This window comes from Pantoea sp. Lij88 (assembly GCF_030062155.1).
Classification (GTDB): Bacteria; Pseudomonadota; Gammaproteobacteria; order Enterobacterales; family Enterobacteriaceae; genus Pantoea.
The window spans coordinates 1,395,588-1,418,477 of the sequence record NZ_CP118269.1 but is presented as its reverse complement, the minus strand read 5'-3'; the positions used below and the strand labels follow the sequence as shown (position 1 = coordinate 1,418,477).

Here is a 22,890-nt window from a genome sequence, read left to right as displayed (position 1 = left end):
GCCCGGCAGGCAGTGTACAGCGATTTACGTGACATTTAACCCGCTTTATCTTTTCGCGCGTCTGCGTGAATCGCTGCTAGTTTTGAAAGACCGGATTAAAAGGGAGCTGACCTGTGGAGATTCGTCCGTTTACGGAAGCCGATCGTCCTTTTCTGCGCACGCTGTTTCTGGCGGCGCGACGACACAACTGGCGCTGGCTGGATGGCAGCGAGTGGCAGCTGGAAGATTTTGATGGCGTCATTCTGGGGGAAACCGTGCTGGTCGCGGAAGCTGACGGCCAGAGGGTCGGTTTTGCGGGCCTGCTGGAGAACGATAATTTCCTGCACAGCCTCTATGTCGATCCTGCCTGGCAGGGTCGCGGCGTGGGCAGTGCGTTGCTTGAGGCGGTAGAGGCGCGCTTTACCTCGACCGGCGCGTTGAAGTGCCTGCAGAAGAACAAAGCGGCGCAGGCGTTTTACCTGAAGCATGGCTGGAAGATGATTTCACAGGGCGAAGGCGAGCACGGGGGTTACGTGTTGATGCACTACCCGCTGGCCTCGCAGTATGCCAGCGGGTCGGGTCGGGCTTAAAGCGCGCGGAAGGCGATATCGCCGGGGATCACTTCGCCCTGCCAGTAAAGCTGAGCCGCGACGCGTCCGGCCAGCTGGCGATAGAGCGCGGTAAACTCGCTATCGGGCCGGCGAATCACCGTCGGCTCGCCTTCATCGAGATCTTCGCGCAGGTCGATGTGCAGTGGAAGCTGAGCCAGCAGCTGCGTCTGATAATCTTCGACCAGTTTCTGCGCGCCGCCGGTGCCAAAAATCGGCTCGTGGAAGCCACACTGACTGCAGATATGCAGACTCATGTTCTCCACCACGCCCAGCACCGGCACATTGACCTTTTCAAACATCACCAGCCCTTTGCGGGCATCAATCAGGGCGATATCCTGCGGCGTCGTGACCACCAGCGCACCGGTCACCGGCACGTTCTGCGCCAGCGTCAGCTGAATGTCGCCGGTGCCTGGCGGCATATCCAGCACCAGATAATCCAGCTCCGGCCACATCGTCTCATTGAGCAGCTGCATCAGCGCTTTGCTGGCCATCGGCCCGCGCCACACCATCGCATTGTCATCCGTCACCAGATAACCAATGGAGTTAGTTGCCAGGCCGTGCGCCATGATCGGCGCCATATGGGTGCCATCCGGCGAGGTCGGCCGCTGATCCTGGGTGCCGAGCATGTTTGGCACTGACGGGCCATAGATATCGGCGTCAAGAATACCGACCCGCGCGCCCTCAGCGGCCAGCGCCAGCGCCATATTCACGGCGGTGCTGGATTTACCCACGCCGCCTTTGCCGGAGCTGACCGCAATAATGTTTTTCACGCCGTTCACACCCGGCTGGTTTTTCACCCGCTTCAGAGTGGCAATGTCGTGGCTGAGTCGCCAGTCGATAGCTTTTGCGCCGGTCTGACGCAGCAGTTCGGCGCTGACCTGCTCTTTCAGGTCGTCAAAGCCGCTGGCCCAGGCAAACGGCATCAGCAGTTCCACATGCAGCGTGCCGTCAAGCTGCGCCACGTGATGCAGCGCTTTCAGCGCGGTGAGATTCTGTTTAAGGGTCGGATGCTCAAAGCGTCTCAATACGCCCGCCACGATGGCGCGCAGACCCTCTGGCGTATGCGGTTCCCGGGATTGTGCAGTCATCCCCTGCTCCTTATTTCTGCTGTGCTTACGCTGTGTTTCAGCGATGTATTGTCAATGATATCAGATGCTCGTGGATCTGCGGCGACTGGCGGGGCGAATCCCTTGTGTTTACGCAGGAGAAGCCTTCAGTTACCATCTAAGCCCGTTTTTTCAATCAACAGAAAGCTACGCAAACTATGACTCAAGTCGCTAAAAAAATTCTGGTAACGTGCGCACTGCCTTACGCGAACGGATCAATCCATCTCGGCCATATGCTCGAGCATATCCAGGCAGACATTTGGGTGCGTTATCAGCGAATGCGTGGCAATCAGGTTTACTTCATCTGCGCCGATGATGCGCACGGCACGCCTATCATGCTGAAAGCTCAGCAGCTGGGCATTGCGCCGGAGCAGATGATTGCAGAAATGAAAAGCGAACATGAAGCCGACTTTGCCGGTTTCAACGTCAGCTATGACAACTATCACTCGACTCACGGCGACGAAAACCGTGAGCTGTCTGCGCTGATTTACGGCCGCCTGAAAGAGAACGGTTTCATTAAGAACCGCACTATTTCCCAGCTCTACGATCCGGAAAAAGGGATGTTCCTGCCGGACCGTTTTGTGAAAGGCACCTGTCCGAAATGTAAATCTGCCGATCAGTATGGCGATAACTGCGAAGTGTGTGGCGCGACCTATAGCCCGACCGAGCTGATTGAGCCGAAGTCTGTGGTCTCTGGCGCGACGCCAGTGCTGCGCGACTCTGAGCACTTCTTCTTTGATCTGCCCTCCTTCAGCGCCATGCTGCAGGCCTGGACCCGCTCCGGTGCGCTGCAGGATCAGGTTGCGAACAAAATGCAGGAGTGGTTTGAATCGGGCCTGCAGCAGTGGGATATCTCCCGCGACGCACCTTACTTCGGCTTTGAAATTCCGGACGCGCCAGGCAAGTATTTCTACGTCTGGCTGGATGCGCCTATCGGCTACATGGGCTCGTTCAAAAACCTGTGCGACAAGCGCGGCGACATCGACTTCGACGAGTTCTGGCGTAAAGACTCCACGACCGAGCTGTATCACTTCATCGGTAAAGATATCGTCTATTTCCACAGCCTGTTCTGGCCAGCCATGCTGGAAGGCAGCAACTTCCGCAAGCCAAACAACCTGTTCGTACACGGCTATGTCACCGTTAACGGTGCCAAGATGTCGAAGTCGCGCGGCACGTTTATTAAAGCCAGCACCTGGCTGCAGCATCTGGATGCCGACAGCCTGCGTTACTACTACGCAGCGAAACTCTCTTCACGTATCGATGATATCGACCTGAATCTGGAAGATTTCGTGCAGCGCGTTAATGCTGACATCGTCAACAAAGTGGTTAACCTGGCGTCACGTAACGCGGGCTTCATCACCAAACGCTTTGACGGCAAACTGGCGGCAGAGCTGGCCGATCCGGCGCTCTATCAGACCTTCGTGGACGCGTCAGAGAAGATTGGTGACGCCTGGGCCGCGCGCGAATACAGCCGTGCTATCCGCGAGATCATGGCGCTGGCCGACCTGGCGAACCGCTATGTCGATGAGCAGGCACCGTGGGTGGTGGCGAAGCAGGAAGGCCGTGATGCCGATCTGCAGGCGATCTGCTCAATGGGCATTAACCTGTTCCGCATTCTGATGACCTGGCTGAAGCCGGTGCTGCCGTCACTGAGCGCCCGTGCAGAAGGTTTCCTGAACTGTGAACTGAGCTGGGATGCCATTGCGCAGCCGCTGCTGGATCATCAGGTTGCCCCATTCAAAGCGCTCTACAGCCGCATTGAAATGGCGAAGGTTGAGGGACTGATTGAAGCCTCGAAAGAGGATGCCGCCGCAGCGAGCGCACCGGCCGCAACCGGCCCACTGGCTGACTCGCCGGTCGGTGAGACCATCACCATCGACGATTTCGCCAAAGTCGATATGCGCGTCGCGCTGATTGAGCAGGCGGAACTGGTGGAAGGTTCGGACAAGCTGCTGCGTCTGCAGCTCGATCTGGGCGGTGAGAAGCGTCAGATCTTCTCGGGCATCCGCGCCGCCTATCCAGACCCCTCTGTGCTGGTCGGTAAAATGACCATCATCGTGGCCAACCTCGCGCCGCGTAAAATGCGCTTCGGTATCTCCGAAGGCATGGTGCTGTCAGCGGGTCCGGGTGGGAAAGATCTGTTCGTGCTGTCCGTCGACAGCGGTGCTGTGCCGGGTATGCCGGTTAAGTAATCGCTGGCGGCTTAAACCGCTTAGCGCAGTGCCGTTCTGAAACCCTTCTCGCCTTTTCTCTGGTGCGAAGGGTTCTCTCCTCCTCAACATCCCTTTACTACTGCAACTCCGTTTCCCCGGAACTGTTTGCCAGTTTCTGCCACTCCACCCCATAAATGTGATCGCTAGCACGCTAAGCGGTTAATGCGTATGATGAAGCTCAGTGAAAACAGGAGCCTGCCATGCTCACCGTGCTGTCTGTCTGCGGACGTTATCTTCGCGCCTTTATCATCATTTATCTCTGCTTATACGCCGGCGTCGGCATCGCCTCGCTGCTGCCCATTAAACTGCCCGGCAGCATCCTTGGGATGTTAATTCTGTTCGCCCTGCTCGCCTCGCAGATCCTGCCGGTCAGCTGGGTAAAACCGGGCTGTCATCTGCTGATTCGCTACATGGCGCTGCTGTTTGTGCCAATCAGCGTCGGGGTAATGAGCTACACCGATATTCTGACCGCGCAGTTTGGCCCGATCGTTGTCTCCTGCGTCGTCAGCACCCTGCTGGTCCTCTCTATTGTCGGCGTAAGCGCGCATCAGATTCACAGCCGCCGCCCGGCCGGAGAGTCTGCCGATGAGTGAAATGTGGTGGTCACTGCCACTGACGCTGGCGGCCTTTTTTCTGGCGCGCAAGCTGGCGATACGGCTGAAAATCTCGCTGCTTAACCCGCTGCTGGTCGCGATGGCGATCATTATCCCGATACTGCTGCTGTTACAGCTGCCCTACTCGCGCTATTTCGCGGGCAGTGAGATTCTCAATCAGCTGCTGCAACCGGCCGTGGTTGCGCTGGCACTGCCGCTGTATGAGCAGATGCATCAGATCCGCGCCCGCTGGAAGTCGATTATTGGCGTCTGCTTTATCGGCAGCCTGACTGCCATGACCTCGGGCACCGCCATTGCCCTGTGGATGGGTGCCACGCCTGAGATTGCCGCCACTATCATACCTAAATCCGTGACCACGCCCATTGCGATGGCCGTCTCGGGTTCGCTGCACGGTATTCCCGCCATCAGCGCCATCTGCGTGCTGATTGCCGGGGTGCTGGGTGCGGTGTTCGGACACACGGTACTGAATCTGTTGGGCGTGAAATCTAAAGCGGCGCGCGGACTGGCGATTGGTAATGCGTCACATGCCCTCGGCACGGCGCGCGCGGCCGAACTCGATTACCAGGAAGGGGCATTCAGCTCACTGGCGCTGGTGATCTGCGGCATCATCACCTCCTTGCTGGCGCCGTTTATTTTTCCGCTGCTGCTGCACTGGTTTGGCTGAAAGTTTGCGAGAGATCTCGCAAAGTTGAAACATGCAACACAGGTTACATTGTCAGAGCGATGTGGATCACATATAAACCGGTGACTGGCACATCGCCTGCTGAATTTAATGAGGCTCACATGCAATCCCGTTTCCTCTCCGCTTTTGAGGCATTGCCGTCAACGCTGCAAACTGCACTTACCCCCCTGCTGAACGATCCTGACTTTCATGCGGTGCTGAGCGCCGACCAGGTCGCCTCACTGCAACAACAGACTCAGATGGATGCCGATGCGCTGGCGCTGGCGCTGCTGCCCCTGGCGGCGTCCTGTGCCGTTGCTACCGTATCGCATTTTAATGTCGGGGCGATTGCCCGTGGCGTCAGCGGCAACTGGTACTTCGGGGCCAATATGGAATTTGTCGGCACGCCAATGCAGCAGACAGTGCACGCCGAGCAGAGCGCCATTACCCATGCCTGGCTGCGTGGCGAACGCCAGCTTGAGACCATCACCGTTAACTACACGCCGTGCGGTCACTGCCGTCAGTTTATGAACGAGCTGAACAGCGGCACCAACATTCGCATCAGCCTGCCGCAGCGTGCAATCAGCACCCTGGCGGATTATCTGCCGGATGCCTTTGGACCACGCGATCTCGACATCACCACCTTCCTGATGGACAACGTCGATCACGGTTATGTGGCCGCAGGCGATGAACTGGTGCAGGCTGCGGTTGCCGCCGCCAATGCCAGCCACGCCCCCTATAGTCAGTCTCACGCCGGTGTTGCCCTGCTGACCACGGATGGCACGATTGTCACCGGTCGCTATGCGGAAAACGCCGCGTTTAACCCGAGCTTCCCGCCTCTTCAGGCGGCGCTGGTCCTGCTGAACATGCAGGGCGGCGATGTTCGTCAGATAAAAAAAGCGGTATTAGCGGAAGTGGAAAATGCCACGTTAAGCCAGTTCGCCGCCACGCAGGCGACGCTTGCGACATTTGGTTGTGGTGAGCTGCTGCAGGTAACGCTGTACAAAGCATAACCCGCTGTCATAGAGACCACAGTTTTGTGAGCTTTTATGAACAAACGCTGTACTTCTGTGGGAAATTTCATAGGATCTGGCGCCAGAATTCACGTCATCACAAATTACTCTGAATAATTCAGGTTGCAGGATGGCAGCACGGTCGTGAATGTTTCCGCAGCGGTTACCCTGCCGCTGCCGGGCCTGCAGTCTGAGCTATAACGGGTAAGAAAACTGGCGCTACCTTTCCGGCGTGACGCCAGACAACACTGCAACCGGAGCATCACTGCATGGAACTCGACTACGAAAGTAAACGCCCGCTGTATATCCCTTATGCTGGCCCGATTTTGCTGGAATTTCCCCTGCTGAACAAAGGCAGCGCCTTTAGCATCGAAGAACGTAACGAATTCAACCTCAACGGTCTGCTGCCAGAAGCGGTGGAATCGATTGAAGAGCAGGCGCAGCGTGCCTGGCGTCAGTTCCAGGACTTCAAAAACAATAACGATAAGCATGTCTACCTGCGCAACATTCAGGACACCAACGAAACGCTGTTCTACCGCCTGCTGGATAACCATCTCGAAGAGATGATGCCAATCATCTACACCCCGACCGTTGGTGCAGCCTGCGAACACTTCTCTGAAATCTACCGTCGTGCGCGTGGCGTGTTCATCTCCTACCCTAACCGCGACCGCATCGAAGATATGCTGCAGAACGCCACCAAGCAGAATGTGAAGGTGATTGTGGTGACCGATGGCGAGCGCATCCTGGGCCTTGGCGATCAGGGCATCGGCGGCATGGGTATCCCGATTGGTAAGCTTTCACTTTATACCGCCTGTGGCGGCATCAGCCCGGCTTACACCCTGCCGGTGGTGCTGGATGTCGGTACCAATAACCAGCAGTTGCTGAACGATCCGCTCTACATGGGCTGGCGTCATCCGCGTATTACCGGCGAAGAATATGATGAGTTCGTGAACGAATTTATTCAGGCTGTTAAGCGCCGCTGGCCGAAAGTGCTGTTGCAGTTCGAAGATTTCGCCCAGAAGAACGCCATGCCGCTGCTGAACCGCTATCGCGACGAAGTCTGCTGCTTTAACGATGATATTCAGGGCACCGCCGCCGTAACGGTAGGCACGCTGATTGCCGCCAGCCGCGCAGCCGGAAGCCGCCTGTGCGAGCAGAAAGTGGTGTTCCTGGGTGCCGGTTCTGCGGGTTGTGGTATCGCTGAACAGATCATCGCGCAGATGAAATCAGAAGGTCTGAGTGATGATGAAGCACGTGGCCGGGTGATGATGGTGGATCGCTTTGGTCTGCTGACCGACAAGCTGCCTAACCTGCTCGATTTCCAGAGCAAGCTGGTGCAGAAGAGCGAAAACCTGCAGCAGTGGGATATCACCAATGATTCCATTTCGCTGCTGGACGTCGTGCGCAATGCGAAGCCCGACATTCTGATTGGTGTTTCCGGCCAGCCGGGTCTGTTCACCGAAGAGATCATCCGTGAGATGCATAAGCACTGTAAGCGCCCTATCGTGATGCCTCTGTCGAACCCGACATCACGCGTGGAGGCGACGCCAGCTGATATCATCGCCTGGACTGACGGTGCCGCACTGGTCGCCACCGGCAGCCCGTTCTCGCCGGTGAGCTGGAATGGTAAGACCTACCCGATTGCGCAGTGCAACAACTCGTACATCTTCCCTGGCATTGGTCTGGGTGTGATTGCGTCGGGTGCCAGCCGCGTCACCGATACCATGCTGATGACCGCCAGCCGTGCGCTCGCTGACTGCTCACCGCTGGTGAACGAAGGTGAAGGGCCGGTGCTGCCTGAGATCAAAGATATTCAGGGTGTGTCGAAGATTATCGCGATGGAAGTGGGTAAAGCCGCTCAGCTGGCGGGTGTCGCCGTGGTGACTTCAGAAGATGTGTTGTCGCAGGCTATCGCCAACAACTTCTGGCTGCCGCAGTATCGTCACTATCGTCGTACCTCGATTTAATCGTCAGACTGCCGGATCGTCTGCGATCCGGCAGTGTTCAAAAAGAGCACAGCCAGCCGGCAGTAACTTGCTTCGCTGCGACAGCTCAAGTAGCCTTGTCCCATCTCAAAATTCTGACATCGAGTCTCCAGGCGCATGCTGAAACGCGTTCTCATTGGTCTGCTTTTCATCATCTTACTGATGATGGCAACGGCGCTCGGCCTTGATCGCTGGATCAGCTGGAAAACTGCGCCTTTTATTTACGAAAATGTCGCTTCTTTGCCGCATCGTCAGGTCGGTGTGGTACTGGGGACCGCTAAGTATTATCGTACCGGCGTCATCAATCAGTATTACCTCTATCGTATGCAGGGCGCGCTGAATGCCTACAACAGCGGCAAGGTCAATTATCTGCTGCTGAGTGGTGATAACGCGCTGCAAAGCTATAACGAGCCCATGACGATGCGTCGCGATCTGATCAAAGCCGGTGTCGATCCGGCTGATATCGTGCTCGATTATGCCGGATTCCGCACGCTGGATTCGATCGTGCGTACCCGCAAAGTGTTTGATACCAATGATTTCATTATTATCACGCAGCGTTTTCATTGTGAGCGCGCGCTGTTTATTGCCTTACAGCTGGGTATTCAGGCGCAGTGTTATGCGGTGCCCTCACCCAAGAACATGCTGAGCGTGCGTTTCCGCGAGGTCGGTGCCCGGCTGGGCGCGCTGGCGGATCTTTTCCTGCTTAAGCGCGAACCCCGTTTCTTAGGCCCGCTGGTGCCGATTCCTGCTGTACGCGACGTCCCTGACGATGCGCAGAGTTACCCGGCGGTGACGCCGGAGCAGTTGCTGGAGCTGGAACAGAAGCTGCGGAAATAGCTGGCGCTCAACAGCTTAATGAAACTGTGCTGAAAGCTGTTATGTGCGCTGAGCTGCAGTCTGGCAGTAAGGTACAAGACTCAGGGAGCATACGCCTTTCGCAAAGACGCAAAAGACGCCATCCCTGGCAGGCTCAGCGCGGCCCGTCCCTGGCCCGCTATGCTTTGCTGCAGGCGTATGCTCCCATCGTTTTAAGTGGGTGAGTCGTCTGTTTGATCTCTATGAGGCAAAGGTGATTCTGACAGCAACGACTAAGTTCAGCGCGCAGGGAGCAGGGTCAGAAGAGGAAAGCGTCCCGCGCCAGGACGGCGCGGGCCGAGCGTGTCATGGAATGGCCTTTGCGTCTTTCCGATCTGACCCTGTTCCCTTCGCAACCTCGATCTCGCAGCAATGTCCCCCAACATCTGCCCATAAAAAAAGCGACCCGAAGGTCGCTTTTTTAGCGTTGAATAAAACTTACTTCTTACGTGAATATTTCAGTGAATCCAGCGCAACGGCGAAGATGATGATGCCGCCCTTAATGATGTACTGCCAGTAAGGGTTGACGCCGATATAGGTCAGACCGTAGTTGATAACGGTGAAGATCAGTACACCGGTCACGACGCCTGCCACGCTACCCACACCACCGGCGAAGGAGACGCCGCCGACCACACAGGCCGCAATCGCATCCAGCTCATACATAAAACCGAGGTTGTTGGTGGCAGAGCCGATACGACCCGCTTCCAGCATCCCGCCAAAGGCGTAGAACACACCTGACAGGGCATAAATCATGATCAGGTTCAGGTTGACGTTAACGCCTGACACTTTCGCCGCTTCCGGGTTACCGCCGATAGCAAAAATGTTTTTGCCAAAGCGGGTTTTATTCCACAGCACCCAGACGAAAATAATGGCAATCACAGCGTAGAACGTGATGAACGAGAGTTTGAAATCACCAAAGCGTAAAAAGCCCTGCGTAAATTTCGAGAACCCGGCATCAAAACCAGCAATCGGTGAGGCGCCAACAAAGTCGTAATACAGTGAGTTAATACCGTAAACGATAATCATGGTGCCCAGCGTGGTGATAAATGGCGTTACCTTCAGGTAAGCAATAATCACACCGTTCACCAGGCCAATCACACCGCCGATGATACACACGGTCAGGATAACCAGTGGAATCGGCACCGTATCCAGCGTCGGGAAGACCTTGTTCGCGTTATCCATCGCCTGCAGCAACGTCGCGGCGACGACCGCTGCCAGACCCACCTGACGTCCGGCTGACAGGTCAGTACCCTGGGTCACAATCAGACCCGCCACACCCAGTGCAATAATAATGCGCACCGAAGATTGGGTCAGAATATTACTCAGGTTCATTAAACTTAGAAATGAGGGATCCTGGAAAATAATAATAGCCAGCAATACCAGCAGAACGACATAAATGCCGCCCTCTTTTAACCAGGTTAGCGCATTCTTTTTTGTAGTCGCTTTCATGTTAACAGCCCTTGCTTCATTAAAGGTGTAATGACGCTAAACGCAATATTTCGTTCTGCGTGGTCGTTTTGGTATCAACTATGCCTGCTACCAGACCATTACTCATTACCAGAATACGATCGGTAATGCCTAACAGCTCCGGCATTTCGGATGAGATAATAATGATGCCCTTTTCTCTTTTCGCCAGCTCAGCAATCAACTGGTAAATTTCGAATTTCGCACCAACATCAATACCGCGTGTTGGTTCATCAAGCATCAGGATTTCAGGCTGGGTCAATAACCAGCGGCCAATAATCACTTTTTGCTGGTTGCCGCCCGAAAGCGAACCAATTTGAGTATGATGACCGGGTGTTTTTACACGCATGGAATCGATCACCCATTGGGTATCACTCTTCATACGTTTATTATCCAGCAGTCCCATACTGTTTTTATATTTTTTGATATTGGAAATAAGCGAGTTAAAACCAATGTCGAGGAACGCATAAATACCGGTAGAGCGACGCTCTTCCGTCACCAGCGCAAAACCGTGGTTAATGGCTTCATTGGCGCTGTGATTATTAATCGGTTTGCCATGCAGTTTAATGGTGCCGCCCGATTTTTCGCGAATACCAAACAGCGTTTCAACGATATCGGTACGTTTGGCGCCCACCAGCCCGGCAATGCCGAGTATCTCCCCTTTACGCAAATCAAATGAGATATCGCGAATAGACGGCTGACGCAGTGACGTCAGATTGCGAACCTCAAGAATCGTCTCGCCTGGCACGTTGGTACGGTCAGGGAAACGCTGGTTCAGTGAACGGCCGACCATCATCGAGATGATCTTATCCATATCCAGCCCTTCCAGCGGCTGAGAGGTGATCCACTGACCATCACGCAGAATCGTGATCTCATCACACAGCTGGAAAATCTCTTCCATCTTGTGCGAAATATAAACAATGCCACAGCCGCGATCTTTCAGCTTACGGATAATCGTAAACAGGTGATTAACCTCTTTCTCGGTTAACGAGGAAGTCGGCTCATCCATAATCACAATTTTTGCGTCATAGGAGAACGCTTTGGCAATTTCAATCATCTGCATCTGTGATACAGAAAGATTGGCAACTTTGTCGCGCGGATCGATATCGATATCCAGCTCGTCAAAAATCGCTTTGGTGTCCTGGTACATTTTATCCTGATCGACAAAGAAGCCTTTGCGCGGATAACGCCCCAGCCACATGTTGTCCATCACGGTACGCTGCAGAACCAGGTTTAATTCCTGGTGCACCATCGACACGCCATTTTCCAGCGCCTCTTTGGAGCTTTTATAATCGATCTCATTACCCTGAAACAGGATACTGCCGGTATCTTTTTTATAAATACCAAACAGGCATTTTAATAAGGTGGATTTCCCGGCACCGTTCTCGCCCATTAATGCATGAACAGAGTGAGGCCGCACTTTCAAATTCACATTATCTAACGCTTTAACGCCGGGAAATGATTTTGAGACATTCGTCATTTCCAGCAAATATTCTCGCTGCGCGGTCGTATTATCACTGGCCATATTTTACCTGGCTAAAAAACGGTGGTGACATAAAAAAGGCGCGACAGCGGTCGCGCCCGTAATCGATCTTATTTCACGAACTGAGACAGATTTTCTTTATCAACCGGCACGTAAGGAACGCGGACGATCTTATCGACCATCTTGAAGTTCGTTCCATCGGTTGCCGCTTTGCCGTTCGCCAGGTTGTTGGCGATATCCAGCGTAGCTTTCGCCTGGTTTTCCGCATCGTTCAGCACGGTACCGGCCAGCGCACCTGATTTAACCAGCGCCAGTGCTTCTGGCAGCGCATCGACACCGAAGACCGGGATTGAAGTCATGTTGTGCGCTTTCAGCGCTTCAACTGCACCCATCGCCATGGCATCGTTGTTGGCAATTACGACTTCGATTTTCTTCGCGTTCGGGCCTGATAACCACGCATCCATCTTATCTTTAGCCTGCGCGGTATCCCACATTGCAGTATCCATCGCTAACTGCTGGGTTTTCAGACCATCTTTGTTCAGGGTGTCGATCACATATTTGGTACGGGCTTCAGCATCAGGATGGCCCGGCTCGCCTTTCAGCAGCACGAACTGAATCACGCCATCTTTGTTCAGATCCCAGGCTGGGGTCGCTTTCCAGTGTTTCTCGATCAGCTGACCCTGAATGATGCCAGACTCTTTAGAATCGGTACCCACGTAGTAAGCTTTGTCATAACCGGCCAGCACTTTGGCGTTCGGTTCTTTGTTGAAGAAGACAACCGGCACGTCGTTAGCACGCGCTTTGTCTACCACCACGGCAGCAGCAGCCGGGTCAACCAGGTTAATCGCCAGCGCTTTCACGCCTTTTGCCATCAGCACGTCAACCTGATCGTTCTGTTTGGACTGGTCATTCTGTGAGTCATTCATCAGCAACTGCACGCCACCGATCGCTTTCGCTTCTTTCTCGATGTCTTTGCGTACCATTGACATGAAGTTGTCATCATATTTGTAAATGGTCACGCCGATACGTGTGTCAGCTGCGTGAGCGGTTGCACCAAACATCATGCTGGCAACCAGTGCTGTAAGCGTGAAAACCTTCTTATTCATGGTATCTCCGGTTTTATTATGCAGGGTCTTTTTAGCGCTACCGCGTAACGTGCGGGAGGGCAATCGGTAAAACAGAGCGACGCGTGGGCTAACGTAATGAGGATGCTAAGCCATTGAACGCCGTCTAAAACCTGACTTCCCTGTACCAAAATGCTTCCATGAAGAGGGGGTGAACCCTTTAACCGGCTACTGAGACCACAACTGGTGCCGTTACACTGGCGTTACATAATGTTTCAGTCCGGTAAGACGCTGCCATCATAGTGAGAGCAATGTTAATTAACTGTGAATGTAATCACAGATTGAAAACGGTTACATGCCTGAATCGCCTGAATTAGTGACGGACTCCACATTTTGCCGCTGCGCGACCGAATGACGCCGCACCAGGGTTGGCATAAAGATGTGTGTTGCAGTGTCATCCAGCAGTCCGGCAGCGCCCTGCAGCGCCAGTTCGGTGGCGATTTTTGCCATAGATACAATGGGATAGCGGACGGTGGTTAACTGCGGATCGGTGTACCGGGAAATCGGGATATCATCAAAGCCAATGACAGAAAAATGCTGTGGCACCTGGATGCCGTTGTCTTTCAGCGCAGTGAGTGCGCCCGCCGCCATGCCGTCGTTATAAGCAAACACCGCAGTGAGGTTGAGATTGCGCCCCAGCAGCTCCACCATCGCGGCTTCACCGCCCTGCATGTCAGGCTCTGCGCTGGCTATCCAGCTCTCCTGCGGCCGGATGCCCTGCTCTGCCATCGCCTGCATCCACCCTTCACGGCGCTGTGCCACATCCTCAATCGGATGGCTGGAGCAGAGATAGCCAATGCGGCTATGTCCCTGTTGTAACAGGGTTCTTGAGGCCATTAGTGCACCAGTGACGTTATCCAGACTGACGCTGCGGTGTTCGAAGCCGGGGACGATGCGGTTAATCACCACCATGCCGGGCACGTGCTGCATAAAGTCCGCCAGTTCCGCGTCCGGCAGCGTTTTCGCGTGTACGACCAGGGCGCTGCAACGCTGACGGATCAGCACTTCAATCGCATGACGCTCTTTCTCTTCCTGGTGCCAGGAGTTGCTGATCAACACATGTTTGTGTACGCGCTGCGCCACGGTATCCACCGCCTTAACCAGCGCCCCGAAGAAGGGATCGGAGACATCCATCACCACTACCCCGATCGTGTCGCTGACCTGCGTCGCCAGCGCCTGAGCGTTGGCGTTAGGGCGATAACCCAGCGCTTCAACCGCCAGTAACACGGCGTCGCGGGTGTCAGAGGTCACGGCGTTGCTCTGATTGAGGACGCGCGACACGGTCGCCACTGACACGCCAGCCTGACGGGCAACATCACGAATAGTTATCATGCAGCAGTTCCAGAAAGGAAAAATAGGGCATCACGCCGGGTTGTACACCGGCGCTATTCTGTCAGGGGCGGGAGGCGTGCAGCGTGAATTGCGTCACATCAATGAAAACGGTTACATACAATTCTGTAACCTTTGTGATGGCGGTCATTATCTGGCGTTGTCAGTGATGCGTGATTTACCGGCAGAGAGCTGCGTAAACCGCCGCCACAGCCATTCCAGCGGACCCTGTGCGAAGAAATGTAACCAGATGAGTGAAAACAGGATATTAATGAGCCACACCGCAGGCACCATCATGACCAGTTCCAGCCGGGTGAAGTGCATATAGAAGCCAAAGCGATAGAACAGCGTGGTGCAGATCAGCGTCTGAAGCAGGTAGTTGGTCAGTGCCATGCGGCCCACGCACTGGATGGCGTAGCTGATGCGCCAGCGTGCGATCTGTGGCCAGTAAGCCAGACAGAGCGCGGCATAGCCCAGGCTGATCAGCGGACTGGCCAGATCGCGCGGCGCCTGCAGGTAAAACGCAGTCCAGCGGAATTCCCAATGTAACAGCCACTGCGCTGCCACACCGGCCACCGCAATGGAGAAGCCCATCGTCAGCAGCAGCGCCGCCGCCTGACGGTAATGCTGTGCAGGAAATTCGCCGATCAGCCAGCCGCTGCGCAGCAGTGCGGCACCGATCATCATCAGGCCCGCCAGCTGCCAGCCATACTGCGCTGCCAGCGCCATCAGCCCCGACGAAAGATGATCCAGCCGGTTCTGTATCGCTTCCCAGCCACCAGCGAGTTTCCAGTACTGTTCATATTGCAGATCGGCTGCGCCCGGCAGCCAGGAGTTGGTCGGTTCAGGATCGGAGATCGACCCAAACACCAGCAGTACCCCGCAGCCCAACAGGTAGAGCAGAATACCGGTATTCATCAGGCTTCGGGTTGACGGGACATCGCGCAGCACCCGCCACATCACCAGTCCGATAATGCCGTAGTCCAGCAGGATGTCCCCTTCCCAGAGGAAAATCCCGTGCACAAAACCAATCAGGACCAGAATCGAAAGTCGGGCAGTCAGCCAGCGACTGCCGCGCGGCAGCTGCATTTGCAGACCCGCGCCAAACAGCAGTGCAAACAGAGTGAGGAATTTGAGCTGAGCAAAGGCGTCAGAGAGCGCCCAGGTCCAGGTATCGGAGAGGCTGACGCTGCCCTGCCAGGCGGGATTCAGATAGGCGGCAGAAGGCAGGCCGAAGCCGACAATATTGAGCAGGAGAATGCCGAGAATGGCACATCCACGAATGAAATCCAGCGCGTGATAGCGTTGCATGCGGCACCCTGCATTGACGAGGCGGGCAACGTTATGCGCCCGCCGTTGACTCAACTATGGCGCACCGCGCGCAAAAATTCCTGACGGGTATTCTGACTGGACTTGAACAGGCCGCCCAGCGACGTCGTGGTGGTGGCGCTGGTGGCATCTTTTACGCCACGCGCTTTAACGCAGTAGTGCACCGCATCAATCGACACGGCCACATTATTGGTGCCCAGCAGCGTCTGCAGTGCGACCAGAACCTGCTGCGTCAGACGCTCCTGCACCTGCGGGCGCTGGGCGAAGAACTGCACAATGCGGTTGATTTTCGACAGGCCAATCACCTTTTCCTTGGGAATATAGGCGACGGTGGCTTTGCCATCGATAATCACAAAGTGGTGTTCACAGGTGCTGGTCAGGGTGATATCACGCACGGTCACCATCTCATCAACCTTCATTTTGTTCTCAATGACGGTGATTTTCGGGAAGTTGGCGTAGTCGAGACCGGAAAAGACCTCATCCACATACATTTTGGCAATGCGATGCGGCGTTTCCATCAGGCTGTCATCTTCAAGATCCAGATTCAGCAGCTGCATAATTTCGGTCATGTGCCCGGCAATCAGGCTTTTACGCGTTTCGTCATCTATGTCGCGCGTCGGTGCACGTAACGGCGTTTCCAGTCCACGCGCAAGCAGCGCTTCGTGAACCAGGGCAGCTTCCTGACTTAGGGTGCTCATGTACTCTTCTCCGGCTGGTGTTGCGCCCGCGTGCTAATGCCAGCGGGCCCTGTAATCAGGCGCGTATTGTGAAACTTTCTTTGCAGGGAATCCAGCAATCAATCAGATTGGTGATGAAAGCTTTTCACTCAATTCTTCGCCAGACCAGCAGGCCCGCCCAGACCAGGCTGACCCCGGCCACCCACAGGGCTGGCTCCAGCCGATGTAACAGGGCCGTGGAGAGAAAAGAGAGCAGCGGGCCGACCAGTTGTCCGACCGCGTAGCCGGTGGTCAGCAGGCCAGCCATATAACGCAGATGATTGGGTGCCAGTTCGCGGGCGCAGAGCATTGAAAGCTGCACCACGCTGAGGAAGCCACCGCCCACCAGCAGCGCACCGGCCAGCAGGCCACTGAAGCCGGGCAGCAGTGCCGCAGCAAATACGCCCAGCGCCTGTGCCCAGAGCACCACGGCCAGGCGGACATGGCTGTGCCCCCAGCGCCGCGTCAGGATCCCCAGCACGATGCCGATCATCGCCGCGCCGCCAAATATCGGCCAGACAAACTGCGCGAAGATGCCATCAGGAAAGCGTGTGGCGGCCATCTGCGACAAAAAGGTGGCGGGCAGAATGTAGCCAAAGCCCGCCAGACTGTAACTCAGCACCAGACGTTTAAGGTTGCGATTCAGCACCAGCGGCGCGGGGGCCTGATCCGGGCGATGCAGTTCGCCGCGACGCGGCAGGTTACGGGTAATGAGCGCAATCAGCAGCAGCGCCAGCGCGCCGTAAGCCGCCCAGGCCAGACCGGCAGAGACCTGGAATGTGTGCAGCGCTACCCCCAGCAGACCGCTGACAAAAATTCCGCAGCCCGGCCCGGCAAACACGGCTGCCGAGAGGCCTGCCCGGCCATGCCGGTGCAGCTGTTCATTGCTCCAGGCTGCCACCAGCACCATCGCCCAGCCGCTGGCCCAGCCAATCAGAAAGCGGATGGCGCCATGCAGCCAGGGCCCGGTTGCCAGTGCCGAAAGCAGCGTCAGGATCACCGCCCCCCACACGCCCGCCTGCAGCCGTAACTCGACCCGCCGGTGCGCGCGCATCGCATCGAACGATCCACACAGATAGCCAAGATAGTTGAGCGCTGCCACCAGGCTGGCACTGGTGAGTGTCAGCTGGTGTGCCTGAATCATCAGCGGCACCTGCGGCGTAAAGGCGAATCGCCCAATGCCCATCGCCACGAATAAAGTTAAAAATGCGCTGAGCGCGACGCGTAACGCCATTGCTGAACTCCTGTTGTTCTGCCCTGAGATCTCTTCTGACTTGCTAACAGCATGCAGGATGACTAAACTCACGGAAAGTGAATAATATTAACCAACTTGCTTACGGGAAGAGAAGATATGGATTTAGTTCAGCTGCGTATGTTCTGTTCCGTCGCCGAAACAGGTTCTCTGGCGCGGGCAGCTGAACAGCTGCATCGCGTCCCCTCTAATCTCACCACGCGGCTGCGCCAGCTGGAAGAAGAATTGGGTGTGGATCTGTTTATTCGTGAGAAGCAACGCATTCGCTTATCGCCGATGGGCCATAATTTCCTGAATTATGCGCAGCGTATTCTGGCATTAAGCGAAGAAGCGATGAGCATGACCCGCACCGGCGAACCGGCGGGCAACTTTGCGCTGGGCTCTATGGAGAGCACCGCGGCGACCCGCCTGCCCGGCCTGCTCGCCGCCTATCATCAGCGCTTTCCTAAAGTGGCGCTGTCGCTGATTACCGGCACCTCGGGCGAAATCATCGATCGGGTCCGTGAAGGCACCCTGGCCGCTGCGCTGGTGGATGGCCCGGTTTCTCATGACGATCTGAATGGCTGCATCGCTTTTCGCGAGGAGATGGTTCTTATCACCGGGCTGGATCATGGGCCAATCACCACCGCGCGCGATGTGCAGGACGATACCCTGTTTGCCTTTCGCAACAGCTGCTCTTACCGGGTGAAGCTGGAGAGCTGGTATCGCGACAGCCAGACCGCGCCCGATAATGTGATGGAGATTCAGTCCTATCACGCCATGCTGGCCTGCGTGGCGGGCGGTGCAGGTGTGGCGATGATCCCGGCTTCAGTACTGAAGCAGATGGCGGATCGGTCACGGGTGCAGGCGCATACCTTACCCGCCGCTTATCGCGACACCGCCACCTGGCTGATGTGGCGACGCGACGCCTTTACGCCGAATGTTGAAGCGCTGAAGTACCTGATTATTGAACAATTTGAAGATCGCCCGCTCAACGATGAGCTGATCCACCCATTACAGGCGGCGGAATAAGCGTTCCACGCTATGTTTAAATCACGACAAACTGGCGCTATTACGCGTCACAATCTGACTGGAAGAGGGATTGCATGAACATGATCAAAACCCGTGCCGCTGTTGCCTGGGCTGCTGGCGAACCGCTGAAAATCGAAGAAGTGGATTTGATGCCACCGCAGAAAGGCGAAGTGCTGGTGCGTATTGTCGCGACCGGTGTCTGTCATACCGACGCCTACACCCTCTCCGGCACCGACCCGGAAGGCGTGTTCCCGGCCATTCTCGGCCATGAAGGCGGCGGCATCGTGGAAGCCGTGGGCGAAGGCGTAACCAGCGTGGAAGTGGGTGACCATGTCATTCCGCTCTACACGCCGGAGTGCGGCAAATGTAAGTTCTGCCTGTCAGGCAAAACTAACCTCTGCCAGGCCATTCGCGCCACCCAGGGCAAGGGCCTGATGCCGGACGGCACTACCCGCTTCTTTAAAGATGGCAAACCGATTTTCCACTATATGGGTACCTCGACCTTCTCTGAGTACACCGTCATCCCGGAGATCTCACTGGCGAAAATCAGTAAAGAAGCGCCGCTGGAAGAGGTTTGTCTGCTGGGCTGTGGCGTCACCACCGGCATGGGCGCGGTAATGAATACCGCCAAAGTGAAAGAAGGCGACACCGTGGCGATCTTCGGTCTCGGCGGCATCGGTCTTTCTGCGGTCATCGGCGCCAAAATGGCAAAAGCCGGCCGCATCATCGCGATTGACCTCAACACCAGCAAATTCGATCTGGCGCGCAAACTGGGTGCCACCGATCTGATTAACCCGAAAGATTACGATAAGCCGATTCAGGATGTGATTGTCGAACTGACCGACGGCGGCGTGGACTTCTCGTTTGAGTGTATCGGTAACGTCAACGTGATGCGTTCCGCGCTGGAGTGCTGCCACAAAGGCTGGGGCGAGTCTGTGATTATCGGCGTTGCCGGTGCCGGTGAAGAGATCTCTACCCGTCCGTTCCAGCTGGTGACCGGTCGCGTCTGGCGCGGTTCCGCCTTTGGTGGCGTGAAAGGCCGTTCACAGCTGCCGGGCATCGTGCAGGATTACCTCGACGGTAAATTTGCCCTGAACGATTTCATCACCCATACCATGCCGCTGGAAGAGATCAACGACGCCTTTGATTTGATGCACGAAGGAAAATCGATTCGCTCGGTCGTGCACTTTAACAAGTAATCAGGAGGCGTTATGGCATCCACTCTGGAGCTACTGGAAGAACACCGTATTTTTGGCGGCTGGCAGCAGCGCTGGCGTCATCAGTCAGGCGTACTGAACTGCCCGATGACCTTCAGCATCTATCTGCCGACCCCGCACGGTGATGCACCGCCGCCGGTGGTCTGGTTTCTGGCCGGGCTGACCTGCAACGATGAGAACTTCACCAGCAAAGCGGGCGCACAGCGTGTGGCGGCGGAACTGGGTCTGGTGCTGATTATGCCGGACACCAGCCCGCGCGGTGACGGTGTGGCGAACGATGAGGGATACGATCTGGGCCAGGGCGCGGGATTTTATCTCAATGCCACCCAGCAACCCTGGGCCAGTCATTTCCGCATGTTCGACTATCTGAGCAGCGAGTTGCCCGCCCTGATTGCGGATAACTTCAAGGTCAGTGAACGTCAGTCGATTATGGGTCACTCCATGGGCGGACACGGTGCACTGATGCTGGCGCTGCGTCTGGGTAATCGCTTTGCCTCGGCGTCTGCCTTTGCGCCGATTGTGAATCCCATGCAGGTGCCGTGGGGCCAGAAAGCGTTCCAGGCCTATCTGGGCGACGATCGTGCGGCGTGGCGGGAATATGACAGCTGCCAGCTGATGGCGGAGGTGTCCCATCGGCTGCCGATGCTGATCGATCAGGGCGACAGCGATCAGTTCCTGGCCGATCAGCTGCAACCGGAGCGGTTAGAAGAGATCGCTCAAGAGGTGGGCTTCCCGCTGACGCTGCGTATTCAGCCGGGTTATGACCATAGCTACTTCTTTATTGCCAGCTTCGTGGAAGATCATCTGCGCTTCCATGCTCAGCATCTGCTGGCGTAAATAATCAGGGCCGCATTTGCGGCCCTGAACTTTTCTGCATGCTGTACTGGCGGAACGCGGGCTTAAACCCAGGCCCCGCCCGATTCTCAGACCAGTGCCGGACCGGTCAGCCCATCGATCATCACCTGCGGAATGCCGCGTGAGCAGTGTTCGATACGGCCATTCACGCCATACACTTTTGCCAGCGTAGCCGGGGTAATCACCTTATCCGGCTGCCCTTCCGCCACCAGCGCACCCTGCTTCAGCATCAGCGCATGCTGCGCATGACGCAGCGCGATGTTGATATCATGCACCACCACCACCGTCACGATGTTGCGCTGAGCGGTTTCACGGCGTACCAGATCCATGACGTGGAACTGATAGTTAAGATCCAGTGCGCTCAGCGGTTCATCCAGCAGCAGCAGCTTAGGACGACGAATCAGGGACTGCGCCAGACCGACCAGCTGCTTCTGTCCGCCAGAGAGCTGATCGAGGTAGCGCATCGCCAGATGGGCAATGCCGAGCTGCTCCAGCAGATGCATGATTTCCGCTTCACTGCTGGCGCTGTGCAGACCCCCAGAGGCACGCTGCGCCACGATGATCGACTCCAGCACATGCAGATGCACGCCCGCAGGCAGTGACTGCGGCAGATAGACCACGTTCTTCGCACGGCGGGCAAACGGCTGAGTCATGAGATCCTCACCGTTGAGCCACATTTCGCCCTGACCTTTATTCAGCCCGGCCAGCGCGCGCAGCAGCGTCGATTTACCGCAGCCATTGGGCCCCAGCAGCACGGTGATTTCACCGCGCGGCAGCGGTGCGATATTGAGATTATCGATGACTTTGTTTTTTGGGTAACCGGCACTGAAGCCGCGTAACGTCAGACCCTGTTCCATCATACCGTCCCCCGATGACGCAGAATAATACTCAGGAAGAACGGCACCCCAATCAGTGAGGTGACGATGCCGACCGGGATGATCACGCCGGGGATCAGGTTTTTCGAGGCGACAGACGCCAGCGACAATACCAGCGCGCCAACCAGCGCACTGGCTGGCAGGTAGAAGCGGTGATCTTCGCCAAACATCATGCGGGCAATGTGGGGAGCGACCAGGCCAATGAAGCCGATCGGTCCGACAAACGCCACGGCCAGCGCCGAGAGGATACTGATGCGCAGCAGGGTCGTCAGGCGCAGACGACGCACGTCAATGCCAAAGCTCACCGCACGGTCTTCGCCCAGACGCAGCGCCGTCAGTTTCCAGCTGCTCAACATTGAGAACGGCACCAGAATGGCCAGCGCCACGGTCAGCACGCCCAGCTTCTCCCAGGAGGCGCGCGCCAGGCTGCCCATGGTCCAGAACACCAGGCCCTGCAGGGTATCTTCGCTGGCGATGAACTGCATCATTGAGACCAGCGCGTTAAAGGTGAAGACCAGCGCAATACCGAACAGCACCACGCCCGCCGAGGAGACCTGCGTCCAGCGGGTCACCGCATCCAGCATCAGCGCAGCAAACAGCGCAAAGACAAAGGCGTTGGCAGAGATTAACCACTGATCCGGAATACCAGGAATACCCACGCCGAGGATGATGGCCAGCGCGGCACCAAACGCCGCCGCCGATGAGACACCGAGCGTAAATGGGCTGGCCAGCGGGTTGTTCAGGATGGTCTGCATTTCTGCACCGGCGAGGCCCAGCGACAGACCCACCACCAGCGCCATCAGCGCATAGGGCAGACGAATGTCCCAGACAATGACGCGGGTGCCGGCATCAACGCTGTCGGGGTTAAGCAGCGTGTTCCACAGCGTATCAAGTGAGAGTCCGGCCGGACCCAGCGTGAAATCGAGAATCAGCGAGGCAACAATTGCCACCAGTAATACGCCAATCCAGATCAGGCGGCGTCGCAGCACCTGATGGTAATTTTGCATGGTGTGGTGAAGCGTCTCTTCCCCCGCCAGCAGCGAAGTTTCGGTAGTCATGTTTGAACCCTGTGTGGCTATCACGTCAGAAAACGCAGCCACAATAGTGCAGGTGATAATAATTATCAATTCGAGAACATAAGCGAGACGTGAAAAAACAGTAAAAAATGGTGTTGTTATAGGCAGGATACCGGCAGACA

At 56.2% G+C, this 22,890-nt stretch carries 20 protein-coding genes; 10 read left to right on the top strand and 10 right to left on the bottom strand.

The features are described from left to right. The first annotated feature begins 113 nt into the window (after positions 1-113). A complete protein-coding gene (locus tag PU624_RS10385; protein WP_283547543.1) occupies positions 114-569 on the top strand; it encodes a GNAT family N-acetyltransferase in 456 nt (151 codons plus the stop codon). Here PU624_RS10385 and apbC read toward each other — a convergent pair. Next, positions 566-1,678, bottom strand: coding sequence for an iron-sulfur cluster carrier protein ApbC (gene apbC / locus PU624_RS10380; protein WP_283547542.1), 1,113 nt, complete (start codon positions 1,676-1,678; stop codon positions 566-568). The genes PU624_RS10385 and apbC overlap by 4 nt on opposite strands. A 176-nt stretch (positions 1,679-1,854) precedes the next feature. On the opposite strand from apbC, the gene metG reads away from it, so the two are divergent. From metG to sanA, 6 genes are all read left to right on the top strand, one after another. Further along, on the top strand, positions 1,855-3,888 hold the full coding sequence (gene metG, locus PU624_RS10375) for a methionine--tRNA ligase (protein ID WP_283547541.1): 2,034 nt from the start codon (positions 1,855-1,857) through the stop codon (positions 3,886-3,888). A gap of 221 nt (positions 3,889-4,109) precedes the next feature. After that, positions 4,110-4,502 (top strand): CidA/LrgA family protein, encoded by a 393-nt coding sequence (locus tag PU624_RS10370; RefSeq protein WP_283547540.1) that lies wholly within the window; start codon positions 4,110-4,112, stop codon positions 4,500-4,502. After that, entirely contained in the window at positions 4,495-5,187 is a 693-nt protein-coding gene (locus PU624_RS10365; RefSeq protein WP_283547539.1) for a CidB/LrgB family autolysis modulator, read from the top strand. Before PU624_RS10370 ends, PU624_RS10365 begins: the two co-directional genes overlap by 8 nt. 119 nt (positions 5,188-5,306) lie before the next feature. Further along, positions 5,307-6,197: a cytidine deaminase gene (gene cdd / locus PU624_RS10360; RefSeq protein ID WP_283547538.1), complete on the top strand. Its 891-nt coding sequence runs from the start codon at positions 5,307-5,309 to the stop codon at positions 6,195-6,197. Between the two features lie 269 nt (positions 6,198-6,466). After that, complete coding sequence (locus tag PU624_RS10355; RefSeq protein WP_283547537.1) at positions 6,467-8,164, top strand: NAD-dependent malic enzyme; 1,698 nt, start codon at positions 6,467-6,469, stop codon at positions 8,162-8,164. Positions 8,165-8,299: 135 nt separating this feature from the next. Further along, positions 8,300-9,019 carry an outer membrane permeability protein SanA gene (sanA, locus tag PU624_RS10350; protein ID WP_283547536.1) on the top strand — a complete coding sequence of 240 codons (720 nt, stop codon included), beginning with the start codon at positions 8,300-8,302 and terminating at the stop codon, positions 9,017-9,019. Between the two features lie 456 nt (positions 9,020-9,475). Here sanA and mglC read toward each other — a convergent pair whose 3' ends face one another. The 7 genes from mglC to PU624_RS10315 all read right to left on the bottom strand — a co-directional run bounded on the left by mglC (position 9,476) and on the right by PU624_RS10315 (position 17,716). After that, positions 9,476-10,486 (bottom strand): galactose/methyl galactoside ABC transporter permease MglC, encoded by a 1,011-nt coding sequence (gene mglC / locus PU624_RS10345; protein WP_033788241.1) that lies wholly within the window; start codon positions 10,484-10,486, stop codon positions 9,476-9,478. Between the two features lie 19 nt (positions 10,487-10,505). Beyond that, complete coding sequence (gene mglA, locus PU624_RS10340; protein ID WP_283547535.1) at positions 10,506-12,026, bottom strand: galactose/methyl galactoside ABC transporter ATP-binding protein MglA; 1,521 nt, start codon at positions 12,024-12,026, stop codon at positions 10,506-10,508. 68 nt (positions 12,027-12,094) lie between these two features. Then, entirely contained in the window at positions 12,095-13,090 is a 996-nt protein-coding gene (mglB, locus tag PU624_RS10335; protein ID WP_283547534.1) for a galactose/glucose ABC transporter substrate-binding protein MglB, read from the bottom strand. 309 nt (positions 13,091-13,399) lie between these two features. Next, positions 13,400-14,440, bottom strand: a complete 1,041-nt coding sequence (galS, locus tag PU624_RS10330; RefSeq protein WP_283547533.1) for an HTH-type transcriptional regulator GalS — start codon at positions 14,438-14,440, stop codon at positions 13,400-13,402. 147 nt (positions 14,441-14,587) lie between these two features. After that, positions 14,588-15,748 (bottom strand): DUF418 domain-containing protein YeiB, encoded by a 1,161-nt coding sequence (yeiB, locus tag PU624_RS10325; protein WP_283547532.1) that lies wholly within the window; start codon positions 15,746-15,748, stop codon positions 14,588-14,590. A gap of 50 nt (positions 15,749-15,798) precedes the next feature. Next, positions 15,799-16,464, bottom strand: a complete 666-nt coding sequence (gene folE, locus PU624_RS10320; RefSeq protein WP_061062924.1) for a GTP cyclohydrolase I FolE — start codon at positions 16,462-16,464, stop codon at positions 15,799-15,801. Positions 16,465-16,588: 124 nt separating this feature from the next. Beyond that, positions 16,589-17,716: a YbfB/YjiJ family MFS transporter gene (locus tag PU624_RS10315; RefSeq protein ID WP_283547531.1), complete on the bottom strand. Its 1,128-nt coding sequence runs from the start codon at positions 17,714-17,716 to the stop codon at positions 16,589-16,591. A gap of 117 nt (positions 17,717-17,833) precedes the next feature. Between PU624_RS10315 and ptrR the strand changes: the two genes are divergently transcribed. The 3 genes from ptrR (at position 17,834) to fghA (ending at position 20,799) form a co-directional block, all read left to right on the top strand. Further along, positions 17,834-18,745, top strand: a complete 912-nt coding sequence (gene ptrR / locus PU624_RS10310) for a putrescine utilization regulator PtrR (protein WP_283547530.1) — start codon at positions 17,834-17,836, stop codon at positions 18,743-18,745. 74 nt (positions 18,746-18,819) lie between these two features. Beyond that, the gene (locus PU624_RS10305; RefSeq protein ID WP_161732214.1) at positions 18,820-19,944 is read left to right on the top strand and encodes an S-(hydroxymethyl)glutathione dehydrogenase/class III alcohol dehydrogenase; all 1,125 of its coding nucleotides are present in this window, start codon (positions 18,820-18,822) and stop codon (positions 19,942-19,944) included. 12 nt (positions 19,945-19,956) lie between these two features. Continuing rightward, positions 19,957-20,799: an S-formylglutathione hydrolase gene (gene fghA / locus PU624_RS10300; protein ID WP_283547529.1), complete on the top strand. Its 843-nt coding sequence runs from the start codon at positions 19,957-19,959 to the stop codon at positions 20,797-20,799. An 86-nt stretch (positions 20,800-20,885) separates the two neighbouring features. On the opposite strand, the gene PU624_RS10295 is transcribed toward fghA, so the two are convergent. Further along, on the bottom strand, positions 20,886-21,674 hold the full coding sequence (locus tag PU624_RS10295) for an ABC transporter ATP-binding protein (RefSeq protein WP_179897018.1): 789 nt from the start codon (positions 21,672-21,674) through the stop codon (positions 20,886-20,888). Beyond that, positions 21,674-22,750: a FecCD family ABC transporter permease gene (locus tag PU624_RS10290; protein WP_283547528.1), complete on the bottom strand. Its 1,077-nt coding sequence runs from the start codon at positions 22,748-22,750 to the stop codon at positions 21,674-21,676. The genes PU624_RS10295 and PU624_RS10290 overlap by 1 nt, the downstream gene beginning before the upstream one ends. Positions 22,751-22,890: the final 140 nt, after the last annotated feature.